This window comes from Anabaenopsis elenkinii CCIBt3563, from assembly GCF_015245355.1.
GTDB lineage: Bacteria > Cyanobacteriota > Cyanobacteriia > Cyanobacteriales > Nostocaceae > Anabaenopsis > Anabaenopsis elenkinii.
This window is the reverse complement of sequence record NZ_CP063311.1, coordinates 2,761,644-2,777,653: the sequence shown is the minus strand read 5'-3', so window position 1 is coordinate 2,777,653 and position 16,010 is coordinate 2,761,644. Positions and strand designations below refer to the sequence as shown.

At 40.7% G+C, this 16,010-nt stretch carries 16 protein-coding genes and 1 other RNA gene; 9 read left to right on the top strand and 8 right to left on the bottom strand.

Annotation, left to right across the window (positions count from 1 at the left end; genetic code table 11):
• The first annotated feature begins 155 nt into the window (after positions 1-155).
• Together ctpB and IM676_RS12225 are read left to right on the top strand one after the other, a co-directional pair.
• Entirely contained in the window at positions 156-1,484 is a 1,329-nt protein-coding gene (ctpB, locus tag IM676_RS12230) for a carboxyl-terminal processing protease CtpB (RefSeq protein ID WP_200987168.1), read from the top strand.
• A 239-nt stretch (positions 1,485-1,723) separates the two neighbouring features.
• The gene (locus IM676_RS12225) at positions 1,724-2,419 is read left to right on the top strand and encodes a response regulator transcription factor (RefSeq protein ID WP_200987167.1); all 696 of its coding nucleotides are present in this window, start codon (positions 1,724-1,726) and stop codon (positions 2,417-2,419) included.
• 490 nt (positions 2,420-2,909) lie between these two features.
• Here IM676_RS12225 and IM676_RS12220 read toward each other — a convergent pair whose 3' ends face one another.
• Positions 2,910-3,203 carry an Npun_R1517 family heterocyst differentiation transcriptional regulator gene (locus IM676_RS12220; RefSeq protein ID WP_200987166.1) on the bottom strand — a complete coding sequence of 98 codons (294 nt, stop codon included), beginning with the start codon at positions 3,201-3,203 and terminating at the stop codon, positions 2,910-2,912.
• Positions 3,204-3,961: 758 nt separating this feature from the next.
• Between IM676_RS12220 and ndhM the strand changes: the two genes are divergently transcribed.
• Positions 3,962-4,321 carry an NAD(P)H-quinone oxidoreductase subunit M gene (ndhM, locus tag IM676_RS12215; protein ID WP_200987165.1) on the top strand — a complete coding sequence of 120 codons (360 nt, stop codon included), beginning with the start codon at positions 3,962-3,964 and terminating at the stop codon, positions 4,319-4,321.
• 140 nt (positions 4,322-4,461) lie between these two features.
• Positions 4,462-4,854: a transfer-messenger RNA gene (gene ssrA / locus IM676_RS12210) on the top strand.
• A gap of 282 nt (positions 4,855-5,136) precedes the next feature.
• Here the strand turns inward: ssrA and IM676_RS12205 are convergent.
• Positions 5,137-6,462 (bottom strand): IS701 family transposase, encoded by a 1,326-nt coding sequence (locus tag IM676_RS12205; RefSeq protein WP_200987164.1) that lies wholly within the window; start codon positions 6,460-6,462, stop codon positions 5,137-5,139.
• Between the two features lie 290 nt (positions 6,463-6,752).
• Here IM676_RS12205 and IM676_RS12200 point away from each other — a divergent pair, with 290 nt between their 5' ends.
• The 3 genes from IM676_RS12200 (at position 6,753) to IM676_RS12185 (ending at position 10,305) form a co-directional block, all read left to right on the top strand.
• Entirely contained in the window at positions 6,753-7,712 is a 960-nt protein-coding gene (locus IM676_RS12200; RefSeq protein WP_200987163.1) for a sulfurtransferase, read from the top strand.
• A 276-nt stretch (positions 7,713-7,988) separates the two neighbouring features.
• On the top strand, positions 7,989-9,191 hold the full coding sequence (locus tag IM676_RS12190) for a YeeE/YedE family protein (RefSeq protein ID WP_200987161.1): 1,203 nt from the start codon (positions 7,989-7,991) through the stop codon (positions 9,189-9,191).
• Positions 9,192-9,879: 688 nt separating this feature from the next.
• Entirely contained in the window at positions 9,880-10,305 is a 426-nt protein-coding gene (locus IM676_RS12185; protein WP_200987160.1) for a YidH family protein, read from the top strand.
• A 97-nt stretch (positions 10,306-10,402) separates the two neighbouring features.
• On the opposite strand, the gene cysK is transcribed toward IM676_RS12185, so the two are convergent.
• Together cysK and IM676_RS12175 are read right to left on the bottom strand one after the other, a co-directional pair.
• On the bottom strand, positions 10,403-11,359 hold the full coding sequence (cysK, locus tag IM676_RS12180; RefSeq protein ID WP_200987159.1) for a cysteine synthase A: 957 nt from the start codon (positions 11,357-11,359) through the stop codon (positions 10,403-10,405).
• 17 nt (positions 11,360-11,376) lie between these two features.
• On the bottom strand, positions 11,377-11,844 hold the full coding sequence (locus tag IM676_RS12175) for an RrF2 family transcriptional regulator (RefSeq protein ID WP_200990188.1): 468 nt from the start codon (positions 11,842-11,844) through the stop codon (positions 11,377-11,379).
• Between the two features lie 261 nt (positions 11,845-12,105).
• On the opposite strand from IM676_RS12175, the gene cysE reads away from it, so the two are divergent.
• Positions 12,106-12,825 carry a serine O-acetyltransferase gene (gene cysE, locus IM676_RS12170; protein WP_200987158.1) on the top strand — a complete coding sequence of 240 codons (720 nt, stop codon included), beginning with the start codon at positions 12,106-12,108 and terminating at the stop codon, positions 12,823-12,825.
• A gap of 144 nt (positions 12,826-12,969) precedes the next feature.
• On the opposite strand, the gene IM676_RS12165 is transcribed toward cysE, so the two are convergent.
• Entirely contained in the window at positions 12,970-13,989 is a 1,020-nt protein-coding gene (locus IM676_RS12165) for a sulfate/molybdate ABC transporter ATP-binding protein (protein WP_200987157.1), read from the bottom strand.
• A gap of 70 nt (positions 13,990-14,059) precedes the next feature.
• Between IM676_RS12165 and IM676_RS12160 the strand changes: the two genes are divergently transcribed.
• Positions 14,060-14,653 (top strand): Crp/Fnr family transcriptional regulator, encoded by a 594-nt coding sequence (locus tag IM676_RS12160; protein ID WP_200987156.1) that lies wholly within the window; start codon positions 14,060-14,062, stop codon positions 14,651-14,653.
• A gap of 20 nt (positions 14,654-14,673) precedes the next feature.
• Here the strand turns inward: IM676_RS12160 and IM676_RS12155 are convergent, their stop codons facing one another.
• The 3 genes from IM676_RS12155 to IM676_RS12145 are packed head-to-tail and all read right to left on the bottom strand — an operon-like array spanning position 14,674 to position 15,892.
• Positions 14,674-14,934 (bottom strand): NIL domain-containing protein, encoded by a 261-nt coding sequence (locus IM676_RS12155; protein ID WP_225880342.1) that lies wholly within the window; start codon positions 14,932-14,934, stop codon positions 14,674-14,676.
• Positions 14,935-14,979: 45 nt separating this feature from the next.
• The gene (locus tag IM676_RS12150) at positions 14,980-15,597 is read right to left on the bottom strand and encodes an NIL domain-containing protein (RefSeq protein WP_200987154.1); all 618 of its coding nucleotides are present in this window, start codon (positions 15,595-15,597) and stop codon (positions 14,980-14,982) included.
• A 28-nt stretch (positions 15,598-15,625) separates the two neighbouring features.
• The gene (locus IM676_RS12145) at positions 15,626-15,892 is read right to left on the bottom strand and encodes an NIL domain-containing protein (protein WP_200987153.1); all 267 of its coding nucleotides are present in this window, start codon (positions 15,890-15,892) and stop codon (positions 15,626-15,628) included.
• Positions 15,893-16,010 lie beyond the last annotated feature (118 nt).

Genomic DNA, 16,010 nt, shown 5'->3' with positions numbered 1-16,010 from the left:
TTGATAAATTAGCACAGAAGTAATAGGAAAAAATGATGAGGTGAATATAAATCAATATCAAGTCAAAATTGTCTCAAGAGTCTGATAGGGCAAGGGCTGCTGTACTGAGCCGATCGCTAAACTGTCAATAAAAAAACTATATTCCACTGATATACATGAACCAATCTGTGAAACGTTACTCACCGCTCCAATTAGTCTTGATTGGTGGAGCGATCACCACAACTACCACTGTTTCCCTGTTTGGCTCGGCTTGGACTCGCTGCGTTCTGGCTGCCTTTCAAGATAGCCCGAAAGCGTTAGTTGACGAAGTGTGGCAATTGGTAAATCGTGAGTATGTTGATGGAAGTTTTAATCAACAAGATTGGCTAGCCGTTAGGCAAAGCTTGTTAAGCAAGGAATATTCTTCTCATCAACAAGCTTATGTGGCAATTCGCCAAGCCTTAGAAAAACTGGGTGATCCTTATACACGCTTTATGGATCCCCAACAATATCGCGCTCTGGCTAGCCAAACATCGGGGGAAGTCTCCGGGATTGGGATTCGCATGGAAGTAAATCAGCAAACTCGGCGTCTGACGGTTGTAGAGGCGATCGCCAATTCGCCAGCGTTCAGATCTGGGATCAGGGAAGGAGATGAGATTTTGGCCATTGATGGCCAAAGTACCCATCAAATGGGAGTAGAACAAGCCTCGGAGTTAATTCGCGGTCAGGTTGGTACTCCCATCACTCTACGATTAGGAAGGATAGGGCGCAGTAGTTTTGACTTACAGCTCAGACGGGCAACAATTGAAGTCCCAACGGTGCATTATGTTCTCCAACAAGAAGGTAACCGCCGGATTGGCTATATCCGCATACGAGAGTTTAGTGGCCACACATCTGGGCAAATGCGTCGAGCCATTCGAGATTTAAACAGTCAAAACGCCGATGCTTTTGTCTTAGATTTGCGCGGAAATCCTGGAGGTTTGTTAAATTCAAGCATTGAAATTGCGCGGATGTGGTTGGATAATGGCGGGATTGTCCGTACCGTTAATCGTGGGGGAGGTAGTGAGTTAACTCAAGCCAATCGCACCGCCTTAACTCGAAGACCTTTGGCAATACTGGTAGATGGTAATTCAGCTAGTGCTAGTGAAATCCTGGCTGGGGCGCTTAAGGATAATAACCGAGGTGTAGTTATTGGTAGTCAAACTTTTGGCAAAGCCATGGTGCAATCTGTTCATGAACTGACAGATGGGTCAGGTTTGGCAGTTACCATTGCCCACTATTACACCCCTAAGGGTACAGATATTAATAAAAAAGGAATTGTCCCAGATATTAAGATAGATTTGACGGCAGCACAACAGCGTCAGCTGGCTAGTAATCCGGATTTGCTGGGAACTCCCAATGATCCCCAATATGCTCGGGCGATCGCCGCACTTTCCGGTCACAACTTTGCTCACCCTCCAGTCCGCCAAACTACCCAACCTGTCGGCTCCAGTATGAGAGATTGAAAATTTGAGATTTTTTGATATGTTTCAACGGTGCTGAGGTACATCTGGTGCGGTCTCAACAAAGCTTTAGTTAATCCCCTATGCAGTAGCACCGAGAACTTGAGAGGCCCACAGGGACACATGGTGTAGCCATGGGAGTATATCACTCCTGGATGATTTTCTATGGGGAGTGTCACTATCTTACCCAATAGCTACCAAATTTCGCTAAATTGGAAACAGATTCACACAGGGAAACTTCAATGTCAGCACAATTGTTACTGGTCGATGATGAACCAGGATTGCGGGAAGCCGTAAAAGACTACTTAGAAGAAAGTGGTTTTAGCGTTCAAGTTGCCAGTAACGCTCGTGATGGCTGGGATTGGATGCAGCAGAATACACCTGATTTAGTGATTTCTGATATCATGATGCCCCGGGTGGATGGCTATCAATTCCTCAAGCAATTGCGAGAAGACCCCCGGTTTCAAGCAGTCCCAGTGGTATTTTTAACTGCTAAAGGTATGACAGGCGATCGCATTCAGGGTTACCAAGCTGGTGTTGATGCTTACCTACCCAAACCCTTCGACCCAGATGAGTTAGTGGCGATCGTGGAGAATTTACTGTCTCGTAGAGCTACTAAGGCTACAATCGCAGGTGAAGAGAAAGAAGTCATTGACATTGCTGAACTAGCTCATCAGATTGCTCAAATAAAGGCTTTGTTAACTCAAAGAAGTGCCATTTCCCAATCACCAGCCCCTTTTAAAATTGACTTGACTCCCAGAGAACAAAGTGTTTTAAATCTGGTCGCTGAAGGATTGATGAATAAAGAAATTGCTCGACGTTTAGAAACTAGTGTCCGTAATGTTGAAAAATACGTCAGTCGTTTGTTTAGTAAAACTGGTACTAATAGCCGCACTGAGTTAGTTCGTTTTGCATTGGAACACGGTCTTGCTCAGTAGAACTTTAAATGGTAATTAGGAGCTAGTATTATAATTTCACACTAGCCCCTAGATTGAGTCTGGGCAGCATCAATATGCTTTATCTAATCAAAATCGAAGCACAACCCTGGTTCAAGCAATTATACTTTGACATACTCCCCGGATTAAAGTCTCGGTGATTCTTGGCGGTTCATTGCAACCAGCCCCCTAAGAGGTCTTATGGTCGCTCCTCGCCCGTTTAGAGTCGTGCCGATGTCCTATGCCGACTATCCTTATTGTAGCTTGTTAACTCCATTTTTTTGGAGTACAAACGGTAATATTTATTATGTGTAGATGCTATTTTTTTGGCTTCTCAAAGACTAGACTAAACTTTAGCTGGTGCCCATGGAATAAACTGATACAAGCTAACCCTTGATGCCACTACATAGTCCAATGAACTAACTGCAAAAAACTTCACTATATGTGTGCTCAAGTCATGATTTTGCAATTACTAAATGACAATTGAAGATTTTTAGCCTTCTGAGTATTGACTATTGTCAACCGCATTACGTAAGCGCATCAACTGGCGACGCATTTGGGGTGAAGCCTTGAACTCAGATACTTCCTGCGCCTTTACAGATGCTTGTAGCATCTCCAGAAACTCATCAGAACCTTCTGTCAATGCATCCAGTAAGACCTGTAACAGTTGCTCGCGATCGCCTAATAGACTTTTTTCTTCAATTAACCGGAACTTGAGATGTATTTCGCACTCATAAACACCTACTTCGATATTATTTATCTGGCGTGGTAATGCTTTCGAGTTCATAATTTTGAGGATTAGGTTACTGGGTGGTCATGAGGGTGAGGAACTATATCCCCATCCGCAATGCTTTATATTTTTTTTGTATCTACAATGCCGGAGTTAAAAGCCCTTCTTCAATCCACAACAGTTGTATTTTATATTCACTCTCCTGTGTTTTTTCTACACACACTTTCAGTGTTAAGTCGTAATCTTCCTGAGCTAGATTTGCTTTGAACTAAACCATAACTATTATTCAGTTTTTGATATCTTATACAATAAAGTTTCTGTAAGAACTTATTCAAGCTTTTTCCAACTTTTTACATTAACTTCATTTTTCCTCAAGGAATAGTTGTTGTTTTTACGGTTTTTGTGGTATTTGTACGTAAAATAAAGGGTTGATTTTATCTTGTTTATCAAAGCCAGAGCTATTTATAGCATAATTACCTCGAATTAGTTCATGTACCTTTTATTAACCTAAAAATTCCGGAAAGGATTCCAGGAGTTACACCCGATGGGATACTTTATATATATTAAGAAATCCCTAGGTAACCAGATACCTGAGCGATCGCCAGAAAAAACTACCTGGAAACTGCCCGGAATTAGCAGGAATTTCAGCCCAGGCATAAGTCTATAATGGTAAACAGACGGCGAGTTTATGAATATCCCCGTTCATGGTAAATGATATCTGTGAACCTGCCCTACCGCTTAAACCAACAATCCCCCTGTATTTTATGCCGGGGACTGTCAGTTCCGTGTAATCAAACCCAACCTTACACCTTGCTATGGACAACCCGATGCTACTTAAGTCCACAACCCGGCATATCCGAATTTTTGCCGCCGAAATTGACCGGGATGGCGAACTGGTTCCTAGTAATCAGGTCTTGACCTTAGATATTGACCCAGATAACGAATTCAATTGGAACGAAGATGCTCTACAAAAGGTTTATCGCCAGTTTGATGAACTGGTGGAAGCTTCCAGCGGTGAGGATTTAACAGATTATAACTTACGTCGCATTGGCTCAGACTTGGAGCATTATCTGCGATCGCTCCTGCAAAAAGGTGAAATCAGCTATAATCTTTCTGCTCGCGTCACCAACTACAGCATGGGACTCCCCCAAGTTGCCACTCAGGAAAATCAGTAGAGATGTTTAACTGCTCCTGGGGGATGGTCATACTAACCCCCAGAACCTCCTCAATCAAACCATCTCAAAATTTGCGGAAAAATTTTTCCCTCTCAACACATTTCCCCAACGGCGTATTATAATTAAAGTATAAACCTCAGGGGTCCGTAACGGTTTCGACAGGTTGGCGAAAGCTACTCTGTGATTCAGGTCGAGAGTGAGTCTCCTCTCGCAAATCAAAGGCTCAAAACAAAAGTAAATGCGAATAACATCGTTAAATTTGCTCGTAAGCCTGCTACAGTAGCAGTTGCATAATAACCTCTTACAGGTTCGAGCGTCTCTGGTTTGACTCCGTTAAGGACTAGAGACCAACCCCCAACGGACGCTCTAACAAGTGTTCTCTGGTTGGCTTGTTAGCTAAGACTTAATCAGAGCATCCTACGTTCGGGATAATGAACGATTCCCGCCTTGAGGGTCAGAAAGGCTAAACCTGTGAATGAGCGGGGGGTCAATACCCAATTTGGACAGCAGTTCGACTCTGCTCGGATCCACTAAAAACCAAACACAAGTCCACCAAACCCTCAGATGTTTAGGTGGATTTTGTTTGTGTTTGACCCAAGTCCCCGACCTTGTAAATCCAAGGAGTGGCGTGGGTTTACTAATATGCGCGTTAATAACTGGACCTCGTTAGGTCATGGGACTGCAAAAAAAATGAAGGGATGCCTGTAATAACAAGCACCCCTGTAGCCGAAGATAAAGCCTTTTTCAGGCTAATGAAGTACACATTACCCCTCTTCTGTCACTTTCCGAAATAAACAAGCAGTAAATACAATAAATTATGCAGAAGAATAAAAGGGTTTTAATCCATTCATAACACTAATGAGTTGGTTAAACCCAAGCAGCTTGGAATTGGGAAAAACATCAAGCCAGGGATAAATCAACCAAAAAAGTAAAAGTGGTTGGACAATTAATCGCAGATTATTGAGAGTATTCTTCCATCCGGTTTGATGATTCCATTGCTGATGCACAGAGAAATCAACTGCACTGATTTCTAGTATGTTAGGTGCAAGCTGATGAGATTGATTTAGGGATAAAAACGCTGGAGAGTTTAAACTAATCATTGTGTAAACACACAAAATAATTTCCCACCATTTCTCAATATGCTGAAAATCAGTAAACCGATAATCTGTCCAACCTAATTCCTCTTTACACTGACGAAAGGCATATTCTACCCATGTTATTAATCCATAAAAGTCGCCTAAAATTTTCTTGAGATTTCCTTGAAGATTGGTCATGACAAAAGAAGTAGAATTCTCTGGCATTGTTTCTGGATCTGTGGTTAATTCCCAGTAAGTTATCTCCTTTCTCTTACCATAAATTATTTCGCGGATATATCTAGTCTCTGATTTTTGGTTACTAAATGTTCTGGTAAATTTACACCACTTATTCGCCCTAACCTTCTGATTGGCAGGCAACCATACTGCATGATTACTTCTAATTGCTACGACATAAGCTAAGTTATATGCTGCTAATTTTCTTATAAATTGACTACTCTCACCATATAAACTGTCTGCCAATACTAATTCAATAGTAAAGCCGAACTCAATTAATTCTGTAATTATTTCTGTCGCTAATTCTATCTTGGTCTTATATCTATCTTCTGTTCTTAGTGTCTTTTGCGGTTTGAATACTTTGAACAGTAGCGGAAATGTTATGTTATCGTACACTCCATAGGCATTGACTGAAACTATCCCTCTATCTATTTTCCCCACACTTCCTAAATATTGTCTGGCTACGTAATCAGTCTTGTTACCTTTTTTCCTGTCTCCTGTTTCATCAATGACTACGGTAATTGCTTTTCCATTTAATGCTCTCTTTATTTTATCTAATCTTTTGTTTCTTACTTTCTCTACTGACCAGTCTGAATTAGCAATAGAATGATGTAATGATTGGGCTGAGTTTATGCTTACTACTTTCGCTATCTCTGGTAAGGATTTCCTTTTGAGCGTTGAGATGATTCCCAAATGTAAATATTTGAAGCACTCATAATTTCTTACTTCTTTAAATATGTCTCTGTACTCTTCACAATATTCATCTATGACTCCCACTGTTGGGTGGGCATCTCGACGTAAATGTTTGAGTATTTGTAATTCTACATCCATTGCTCTACCTACCTTGTAGAGTTTTTTCTTTTAACTATTATATTCTTTACTCTCGCAAAGTGACAGAAGAGGGGTAAAGCCACAGCTAAGGCTAGTATAGGTTTTGCCTTTTTATTGTTAACTTATATTGCTTATTCCCATTCTAGCATACATGAAATAGTATATATTGTATTAACTACTGTTTTCCGACCAACTTTAAGTAGATTGCTTAAGCCAACACTATTTTTAGGAAAGTTTACATAACCAACGGGTTTGGTTGAACAATATATACAACAGCAAGGAGCATGACTATGAAATGGAAATTTCCTTTAGCAAAATTAAAAAAAACTAAGTTCCTCGCTTTGGGTGTAGTCTTTTTGGCATCGCTGGTAATTCTCCCCTTATTACCTTTTTCAGCAGCGTTTTCATCTAATCCTCGTACCAGCATTCAGTTTGTTTCACCAAATTGGGTGGCTGAAAATGCCAAAGATCCTAATCTGCGAATATTAGATGTCCGGAATTTTCCTTTAGACTACATAAATGGACACGTTCCAGGCGCGGTCAATATTGCTGATATTGCCTTCCGTGGTCCGCGAGAAGGTTTACCAGTGCAGTACTGGAATAACCAAAAAATAGGCGAAATATTCGCCAATGCAGGGGTAACTAACAATAGCCGTGTCTTAGTTTATTCCGATGAAAGCGATGTCTTGGGTGCAACGATGGTTGCTTATTTGTTAGAACGTTCTGGATTAAGAGATATCGCTGTTCTAGATGGTGGTTACACAGGTTATGAAGCATCCCAACCAGTAACCAAAGAATTTCCCACATACAAAGTCGGTCGGTTTACAGTCCGGGATAATCCTGCTGTGCGTGTGAGTCTGGATGAAGTCAAAAGGCTAATTGGGAAACCAGGAGTAACTTTTATTGATCCCAGACCAGCCAACTTATTTCGGGGTGAAGAGAATCTTTGGATACGTAATGGACATATTCCAGGTGCGCGTAATATCCCTTGGCCTACATTTACAGACGCTGAAAATCGTCATAAACTCAAGTCTCTTAATGAAATTAGAACTCTACTTACACAAAGAAATATTAGTCGCTCAGATGACATTATTGTTAGTTGCAGTACAGGACGAGAAGCAACATTACAATACGTCGTCTTGAAGCATTTACTTGATTATCCCAAAGTGAGAGTTTACGAAGGTTCATGGACTGAGTACAGCACTCAAAAAGATTTACCTGTAGCTACGGGTGCAGAGCAAGTAAGCTAGATAATAAGAGTAAATTGCCTAAAGAGGAATCAGTCAATGAAATATGCAATGTTGTTGCTGACTGCATTAATAATGACATTCAGTACAGTGGATTTACTCTTCGCTAATAATGTGGAAGAGGAAACATTAGTAAGTTGTACCAGAAGTAGGGACAGACGAACCAAAACCCCTGAAGAGGGTAAATCAGAGGCTTAGTTAATTCTGGTTGGACATAACTTAGGTTGTGTCCAATTTTTTTTTGCATAATAATTAAAGATTTGGGAATGTAGATTTTTTATGAGTGGCGCTGTTGATAATACCCTGATCTCTGACTCACAAATATTACGTCCTCGACCGCAGAAATTAATTGTGGCGATTGCCTTAGCTATGTTCACAGGTGGCGCGGTAGCTTTAAGTACCTACGGTTGGCGACAAAGTGCATTATTTCTCATTGGCGGTTTGTTAGGCGTTAGTCTTTATCATTCCCGATTTGGCTTTAGCTCTGCTTACCGCAAGCTGCTAGTAAATAGAGATGTGAGGGGAATATATGCTCAGTTATTAATGCTGGCGATCGCCACTACCATATTCGCTCCCGTATTAGCTGCTGGCTCGATTTTTGGTCAGGAAGTTTATGGTGCGATCGCACCTGTAGGACTTCAAGGTGCTATTGGTGCTTTCTTATTCGGTATAGGAATGCAGTTAGGTGGTGGCTGTGGTTGTGGCACACTTTATACAATTGGCAGCGGTAGTTACACCATGCTTATCACCCTATTCACCTTTTGTTTAGGTGCATTCTGGGGCAGTTTAACTAGAGATACGTGGCCTGAATTACCGCAAACATCGTCAATTGTTTTGGGAGAAACTTTAGGTTGGGTAGGAGCAGTTACTTTACAGTTAGGCTTGTTGATCTTAATTGCAGGTTTACTGTGGTGGTGGAGTCAAAGCAGTCAGAATCAGTCACAAACCGATTTAGATAAATCGCCAATTTTTCCTCATCCCAGAGCATTTTTATTTGGCCCTTGGCCATTGTTCACAGGAGCCATTTCTTTAGCCATTCTCAATTGGCTAACTTTAGTTATTTCTGGAGATCCCTGGCGCATTACTTGGGGATTTGCCCTGTGGTCAGCTAAAATCGCTACAATTTTGGGTTGGAATCCTGATAGTAGCCCATTTTGGGAAGAAATACCATTGTCAGATAGTATATTTGCCGATGTTTCCTCAGTGATGAATATTAGCATCATCTTAGGAGCTTTGTTAGCAGCAGCCCTGGGAGGAAAGCTAGTTGCTAAAACTCAGATTTGTGTACCAGTAGTGATTGCAACCATTATCGGTGGATTGATGATGGGTTATGGTGCTTTTCTGTCCTTTGGTTGTAACGTCAGCGCCTTTTTTAGTGGTATTGCTTCCACCAGTTTACATGGCTGGATTTGGATTATTTCTGCTTTATTAGGGACTTGGTTTGGTATACGATTCCGTTCTCTATTGAAATTACCTAATTGAACCCAAGCAACTCTGGAAAAAGTTTCAGCCGTGATCTTGTAACCACCCTTCCAAATCAGCAATATCCGAAGAAGTTAAGGTAAATTTAGCTCAAGGAGAAGCAGAAGTAAACAGATTACTGCGTGAAAGTTTAACCGATGACATTCTAGAGAGGCAGTTTATAGAAAAGTGGGATGGTAAATTACCTTTAATTATGCCTAAGGATGCTCCTAAAATTTTAAATATGAATGAACTTTTAAAATTAAAATAGAATTAAATAACCCAGTATTAATAACTGGGTTTTTGGTTAACTGGCAGAGAAGAAATTGGGAGTATCGATAATATGTAACTGGACTAGCGCCAAAATCAAAAATGTATATACAGTTGAAGAGATTAAGCCTGTGAATAATTCTTTTTTAAGTTGCGTTCTTGGCTTTGTTTCTGCAAGACATCGATCTAGTAAGTTGATAAAACATGGGAGTCAGATTTATTCTGGCTCCTATTTATGTAATTAAAGTTATTGGCAAATTAAAAATTATCAATTATAGAAGTTTAATCAAAATAATTTATATAAAATTAGATATCTCACTAATTAATCAGAAGAAAAACTTTTTAATTATGTATTATTGCTTTAATAAATTTTGTTTATATGAGAAAATATCAATTAAGTATTAAAAATCTTGAATAGCTAGTTACCAGTGCAAATCTTATGAAGATAGAAACAGAAAGAGTGGAATTGAATAAGTTAGGAAAGAAGATGTATCGCTCGGACAGAATCCGGGATCATTTAGCGAATGAACGGACTTATTTGGCATGGATGCGGAGTGGAATTGCACTCATGGGTTTTGGTGTGTTAATTGTAAGGTTGCGGATTATTCGACCACCTGTAGCACCACAACCCCCTGGTAATGGTTGGAAGTTGGGTTTAGCATTTGCTGTTGTCGGTGTGTTATCAGTATTACTGTCTACTCAGCATTATTTCGCAGTTCGCAGTGACATTGACGAAGATACTTATCAACCGCCAGACCGTTGGATATTTTTGGCGAGTTTAGCTGTGGTTCTCCTGGGTGGGGGAGTAATATACTATGTGTTTACTGTTCCCCTAGATTATTTGAACAGTTATATTCTGGAGTAGCAGGATGTAAATTGCTGAGTGAGATGATATGGATGAACAAGCAAGATATGAGTAGAGACTTTCCGTGGAACGTCTCTACATTCTTTGTCGGAGGTAACTAATGGATGACTTCCGACTCTGACAAATCCTTGAATAATGTAGTACTCAAGTAACGCTCGCCAAAACTAGGTTGGACTATAACGATCAACTTACCGCTATTTTCGGGACGCTTGGCTACTTGAATGGCTGCATACAAAGCTGCACCTGTGGAGATGCCTGATAATATACCTTCTTCTTTTGCTAATCTACGACTATAAGCGATCGCATCTTGATCATTAACTGCAATTACTTCATCAGTCAGTTCCAGACGGTAAATCGCTGGGATAAATCCCGCACCAATTCCTTGAATTTTATGCGGCCCCGATTTTCCTCCCGAAAGCACTTGACTATTAGTAGGTTCCACAGCAATAACTTGAAAACTGGGCTTACGTTGCTTGATCACCTCAGCTACACCAGTCAATGTTCCCCCAGTCCCCACTCCCGCTACTAAAATATCTACCTGTCCATCTGTATCTGACCAAATTTCTTCCGCAGTGGTTTGACGATGTACTTTGGGGTTAGCTGGGTTACGGAACTGTTGCAACATATAGGCATGAGGCAATTCTGACACAATTTGCTCCGCTTTGGCGATCGCTCCCCGCATCCCTTCAACTCCAGGCGTTAACTCCAACTGAGCGCCATAAGCTCTCAACATCGCCCGTCTTTCTGTACTCATCGTATCCGGCATAGTCAGAATCAAATGATAGCCCTTCGCCGCCGCTACCATTGCCAGAGCAATACCCGTATTCCCCGAAGTGGGTTCTACCAATATCGTTTTACCTGGATGAATTAAACCCTCCTCTTCTGCGGTTTCCACCATACTCACACCAATTCTGTCTTTCACAGAAGCCGATGGATTCATGCTTTCTAACTTCACCACAATCTGTGCCACAGCCCCTTCCCCTTGAGGAATTCTGTTTAACTGTACTAAGGGGGTGCGTCCGACTAACTCTGTAATATTTTTGGCAATTTTCATAAAAAATTCCTGTGTCCCTAAATGTAATACATCTCACTCTGCTGGAGGCGTGCTTCTCGCTGCTCGCATAAATCTTGAATAGTATATTGGCTCAAAACAGCTTGTGCCGAACTATCTGCTTCATGCCAAATATCCCGTAACAACTTTTGTTCTAAAGTGTTTTCAGCCAAAGATTCTTTTTCTTTCTGTTCTCCATCCAACATAATCACCACTTCCAGCAGCGTCAGTTGCCAAGGTTCTCGCGTCAAAATAAAACCACCCTTAGAACCACGCTGACTCTGCACCACACCCGCACACCGTAGACTTGTGAGAATTTGCTCCAGATAACGCTCTGGTATAGGGTGCTTGGCGGAAATATCACTCATGGTCATGGGTGTTTTACGAGCAGAACAGCTGGCTAATTCTAAAAGTGCCAACAGAGCATATTCCACCTTGGCTAATAGATCCAAGAGGCTATAGTTCTGTTTTTTTAAGGTTTCACTCATCATACCACGGTAAATTGATAGACTTATTGTACTTTAAGCGAGAAAACTGCTAAAAACAATGTTTAAGGAGATACAGTTTATTAAAACTTAATTAAAGTACTATAAATCTATGCGTTTACTGGGGATTAATCAAAAAGCTCTGAATTTCAGGGACAATGAGTTTACCCAAACTTCATTTATTTAGTCATGGGTAATTCAAGCTAGTAATATTTATTACTTCAAATCCAAAATCAGGATATCTTCATACCCCAGCACAAAACTATGCTTTTAACTGACTTACGCACAATTTCTCAACGAGATCCCGCCGCCCGTAATTGGCTAGAGATTATCTTCTGCTATCCTGGACTGCAAGCCTTGATGTTTCATCGCCTCACCCATTGGTTGTATAAAATTGGTGTTCCTTTTATTCCCCGCTTTATTTCCACTATCAGTAGATTTGTCACCGGAATTGAAATTCACCCAGGCGCGAAAATTGGTAAAGGTGTATTTATTGACCACGGAATGGGCGTAGTTATTGGTGAAACAGCGATAGTTGGTGATTATGCACTCATTTATCAAGGAGTCACCCTTGGCGGAACCGGAAAAGAAATCGGCAAGCGTCACCCTACCTTGGGTGAGAATGTAGTTGTAGGAGCAGGTGCGAAAGTCTTAGGTAATATTCAAATTGGTCATAATGTTCGCATTGGTGCAGGTTCAGTTGTCCTACGTGATGTCCCCAGCGACACAACAGTAGTGGGAGTTCCAGGGCGTTTAATTCGTGCGGATAATACTGATATTTTGGGACATGGAAAAGTTCGAGATGTAGAAGCCGAGGTCATCCGCGCTCTCTTTGAACGTGTCAAAGATTTAGAAAAACAAGTAGAACAATTAGATGTAGGTTTCCATCCATCTAGTGACCAAGTAGAGAATGTCCACAATCAAGAGGTTAAGAATGAAAGCAACTTAATGATTGAAGAATTTTTAGATGGGGCGGGAATTTAGCAGTGATTACTTTGGGGAAATCCCAAACACAAACCTCCTCACTGTCATAATTATGAATGAGGAGGTAACATAGCATTTCCTAGTCTAATAAAGTACAAAACTATCTGCGTTTATCTGCGTCCATCTGCGTTTAATTATTAGCGACTATCTCACGCCATTAGCCGTAGCAAAAACTCTGGCTTGTTTCGGTTTAATATAGACACGCTGTCCTTTTTCTAACTGAAGCTGATTAAACTGTTCTCGATTCAGGTGAGCATTCACCATCTCACCAGACCGCAAAACCAACTCAATGCGAATTTCCCAACCCAGATGAGTAATTCGCTCAACAGTCGCAGAAGTGCTATTCTCATCAGGAGTCTTCCCAATCAAAATATCTTGTGGTCGTAAAAATACTTTTTCATTAATGGACGCTGTACCTTTGTTGGGTATGATCCCAATATTAGTCGGGAGAACATTTACGGGGCCAATAAAACCCATCACAAAGGCTGTAGCTGGGTTGTCATAAATTTCGGACGGAGTTCCAACTTGTTCTACCCTTCCCTGATTCATCACCACAAGTTCATCAGCCACTTCCATTGCTTCTTCTTGGTCGTGGGTAACAAATACGGTTGTGACGTGAACTTCCGAATGCAGATTACGTAACCAAACACGTAAATCCTTACGAACTTTAGCATCTAATGCCCCAAAAGGTTCATCTAATAATAAAATCCGGGGTTGTACAGCTAGCGATCGCGCTAAGGCGATCCGTTGTCGTTGACCACCAGAAAGCTGAGAAGGATAGCGATCGCCAAATTGTTGCATCTGTACCAATTCCAAAAGTTCATCAACCCGTTGGCGGATGCGGTTTTTGGGATGTTTACGCAAACTCATTGCAAAGCAAATATTATCACGCACCGTCAAGTGCTTAAACAGCGCATAATGCTGGAAAACAAAGCCAATATTACGTTCCTGTACACTCTGGTACGTAGAATTTTCCCCTACCAACCAAATATCGCCACTGTCTGGTTTCTCTAAACCAGCAATTATCCGTAGCAATGTAGACTTTCCTGAGCCGGAAGGCCCTAACAGCGCCACCAGAGACCCAGTTTTAATCTCCAAACTCACATTATCTACAGCATGGAAGCTACCGAAGTGCTTAGAAATATTTTCAATTAGAATTCCCATCGTTCTTTGTTCCTCCAACTTGGTATATATTAAAATTAACTACGGTTTGTCTATCAACTTTTAGGACTTTATGAACATAACAACTTTATCCTCTGCTTTTACACCTCCTATACGTCATCTGAAAACAAGCTTTTCCTCCCGCTCTATACTGCCAAGAAACAACGATTATCTGTGGAAAATTGAGCAAGGTGTCGTGCGAATCGTCACATGGCATGAAGATGGGACAATTGTCACCCTGGGTCTATGGGGAGTAGGTGCCATTATTGGAACAGTATTGTCTAAAACAGAACCTTATCAAATTGAGTGCCTCACTAAAGTGGAATTAAGCGCCGTGGAAATTCAAGATTCATCGGAATTACTCCAAATTTTAAGGTTACATCTTCAGCGAACAGAGGAATTAATGGTAATTCGTAGCCATAAAACCGTAGAAATTATGGTTATTAAGTTGTTAGAATGGCTAGCGAATAGATTTGGGCGAGAAGTTCAAAAAGGTAGACTAATTGATTTGCGTCTGACTCACCAAGACATTGCTGAAACCATTGGTTCTACTCGCGTCACCATCACTCGTATTTTGCAAAAATTAGAAGAACAAGGATCTATTCACAGGCTGCGGTTACATAAAATTGTGCTGCGGGAAGAGGATATTTGGCACTATGAAATTTAAAAACAAAGAATCTAAACAAATCAACAATGCCAACTATCACCATCTGGACTGGACTTACCTAAAATTTTCAGATTTAAAGATTCCAGATAAGTTAAACAACTATTGATGTGAGACATAGAACCTTCTAGTTCTAAGTCAAAACATCCTTGTTCATTAGTATTTTTGTCTAGCTCTGCTCCGGTAATATTAACTGTCAATTGATAGCGAGAAATCATTTGAGAAATAATTGGTTCTTGCAAGTAAAATTGAGGAATATGTAAACGCACACGTAGTCGAGTCATGCTCATACTTTGACCAACAAATAAAACCATAAATCAATATTTGATTTAGATAATCTGTCCATGCAAAGAAGAAGCATCTAACCATAGTGGTAAATTGAGCTTTTGCAAATAATCGCAACTAGAAAAAAGTTGCTGCGGTTTACCCCACAGGTCTAAATCAAACCAACCATCCTCTTGCTGATTTGCTGGTAGTGAAGCCCCAATAATATTGACTGTGATTCCATAGCGAGACACTAAATCAAAAATTATGGGTGTTTGGTAGTAATCTTTCAAGATGCAAATTTGTAAGCCCATCCGATAGGATTGACTGCCGTAATTTTGGTAAGTATAACTTGGTGCAGGTGTAGGTATTTCTGTCCTTGGACGCGGAAATGACCGAGAACCTAAATTATGCTGCATACCCTGTGTAATACCTGTATGCATTAAATCTACTCCCAAGTTATGTAAATACAGCAGTCCATCATAAATATGTTGAGATTTCCCTTGGAGTTGTAAGTCAAACCAACCGTGGCTGTCTGTAGCTGAGAGCATCGCCGCATTGATATTCACCGTGACACCATAGCGGGATACCAAACGGGAAATCAAAGGTTGGCGTTGGTAATGCAGGGGTATACGGATGCGGCTATAAATGGGAGTTAGTGGGTGTATTTTTTTACGTGGCATAGGATTAAGGAACTAAAAGAACAGTTAATCACCAATCGCTGACGCTATTTTCATCCCAGATTTCTAGCTCTATATCCCGGAGCCAATTGATAGCATCATCTATCTGTGTTGCAAAACCTTGTAAGTCCAGTTCAAACCAACCGTCACCCACAGCATTTGCACCCAAAATCGCCGCTGTAATATTAATCGTTAAACCATAGTCCGAGACTAAACGCGAAATAACCGGTTCTTGATGAAAATTTGTGGGAATTCGTAGGCGAATTTTTTTGTGAATGATCTGACCGTCAGTAACCATATTCAAATTACCAAAGAAAACGTAGAAGAAAAAAGTCAAACAACATTAATTCAAGCCCCCTGATTTATCCGTGGGGTATTTAATTTTGAATTTTGAATTTTGAATTTTGAATTCGGAT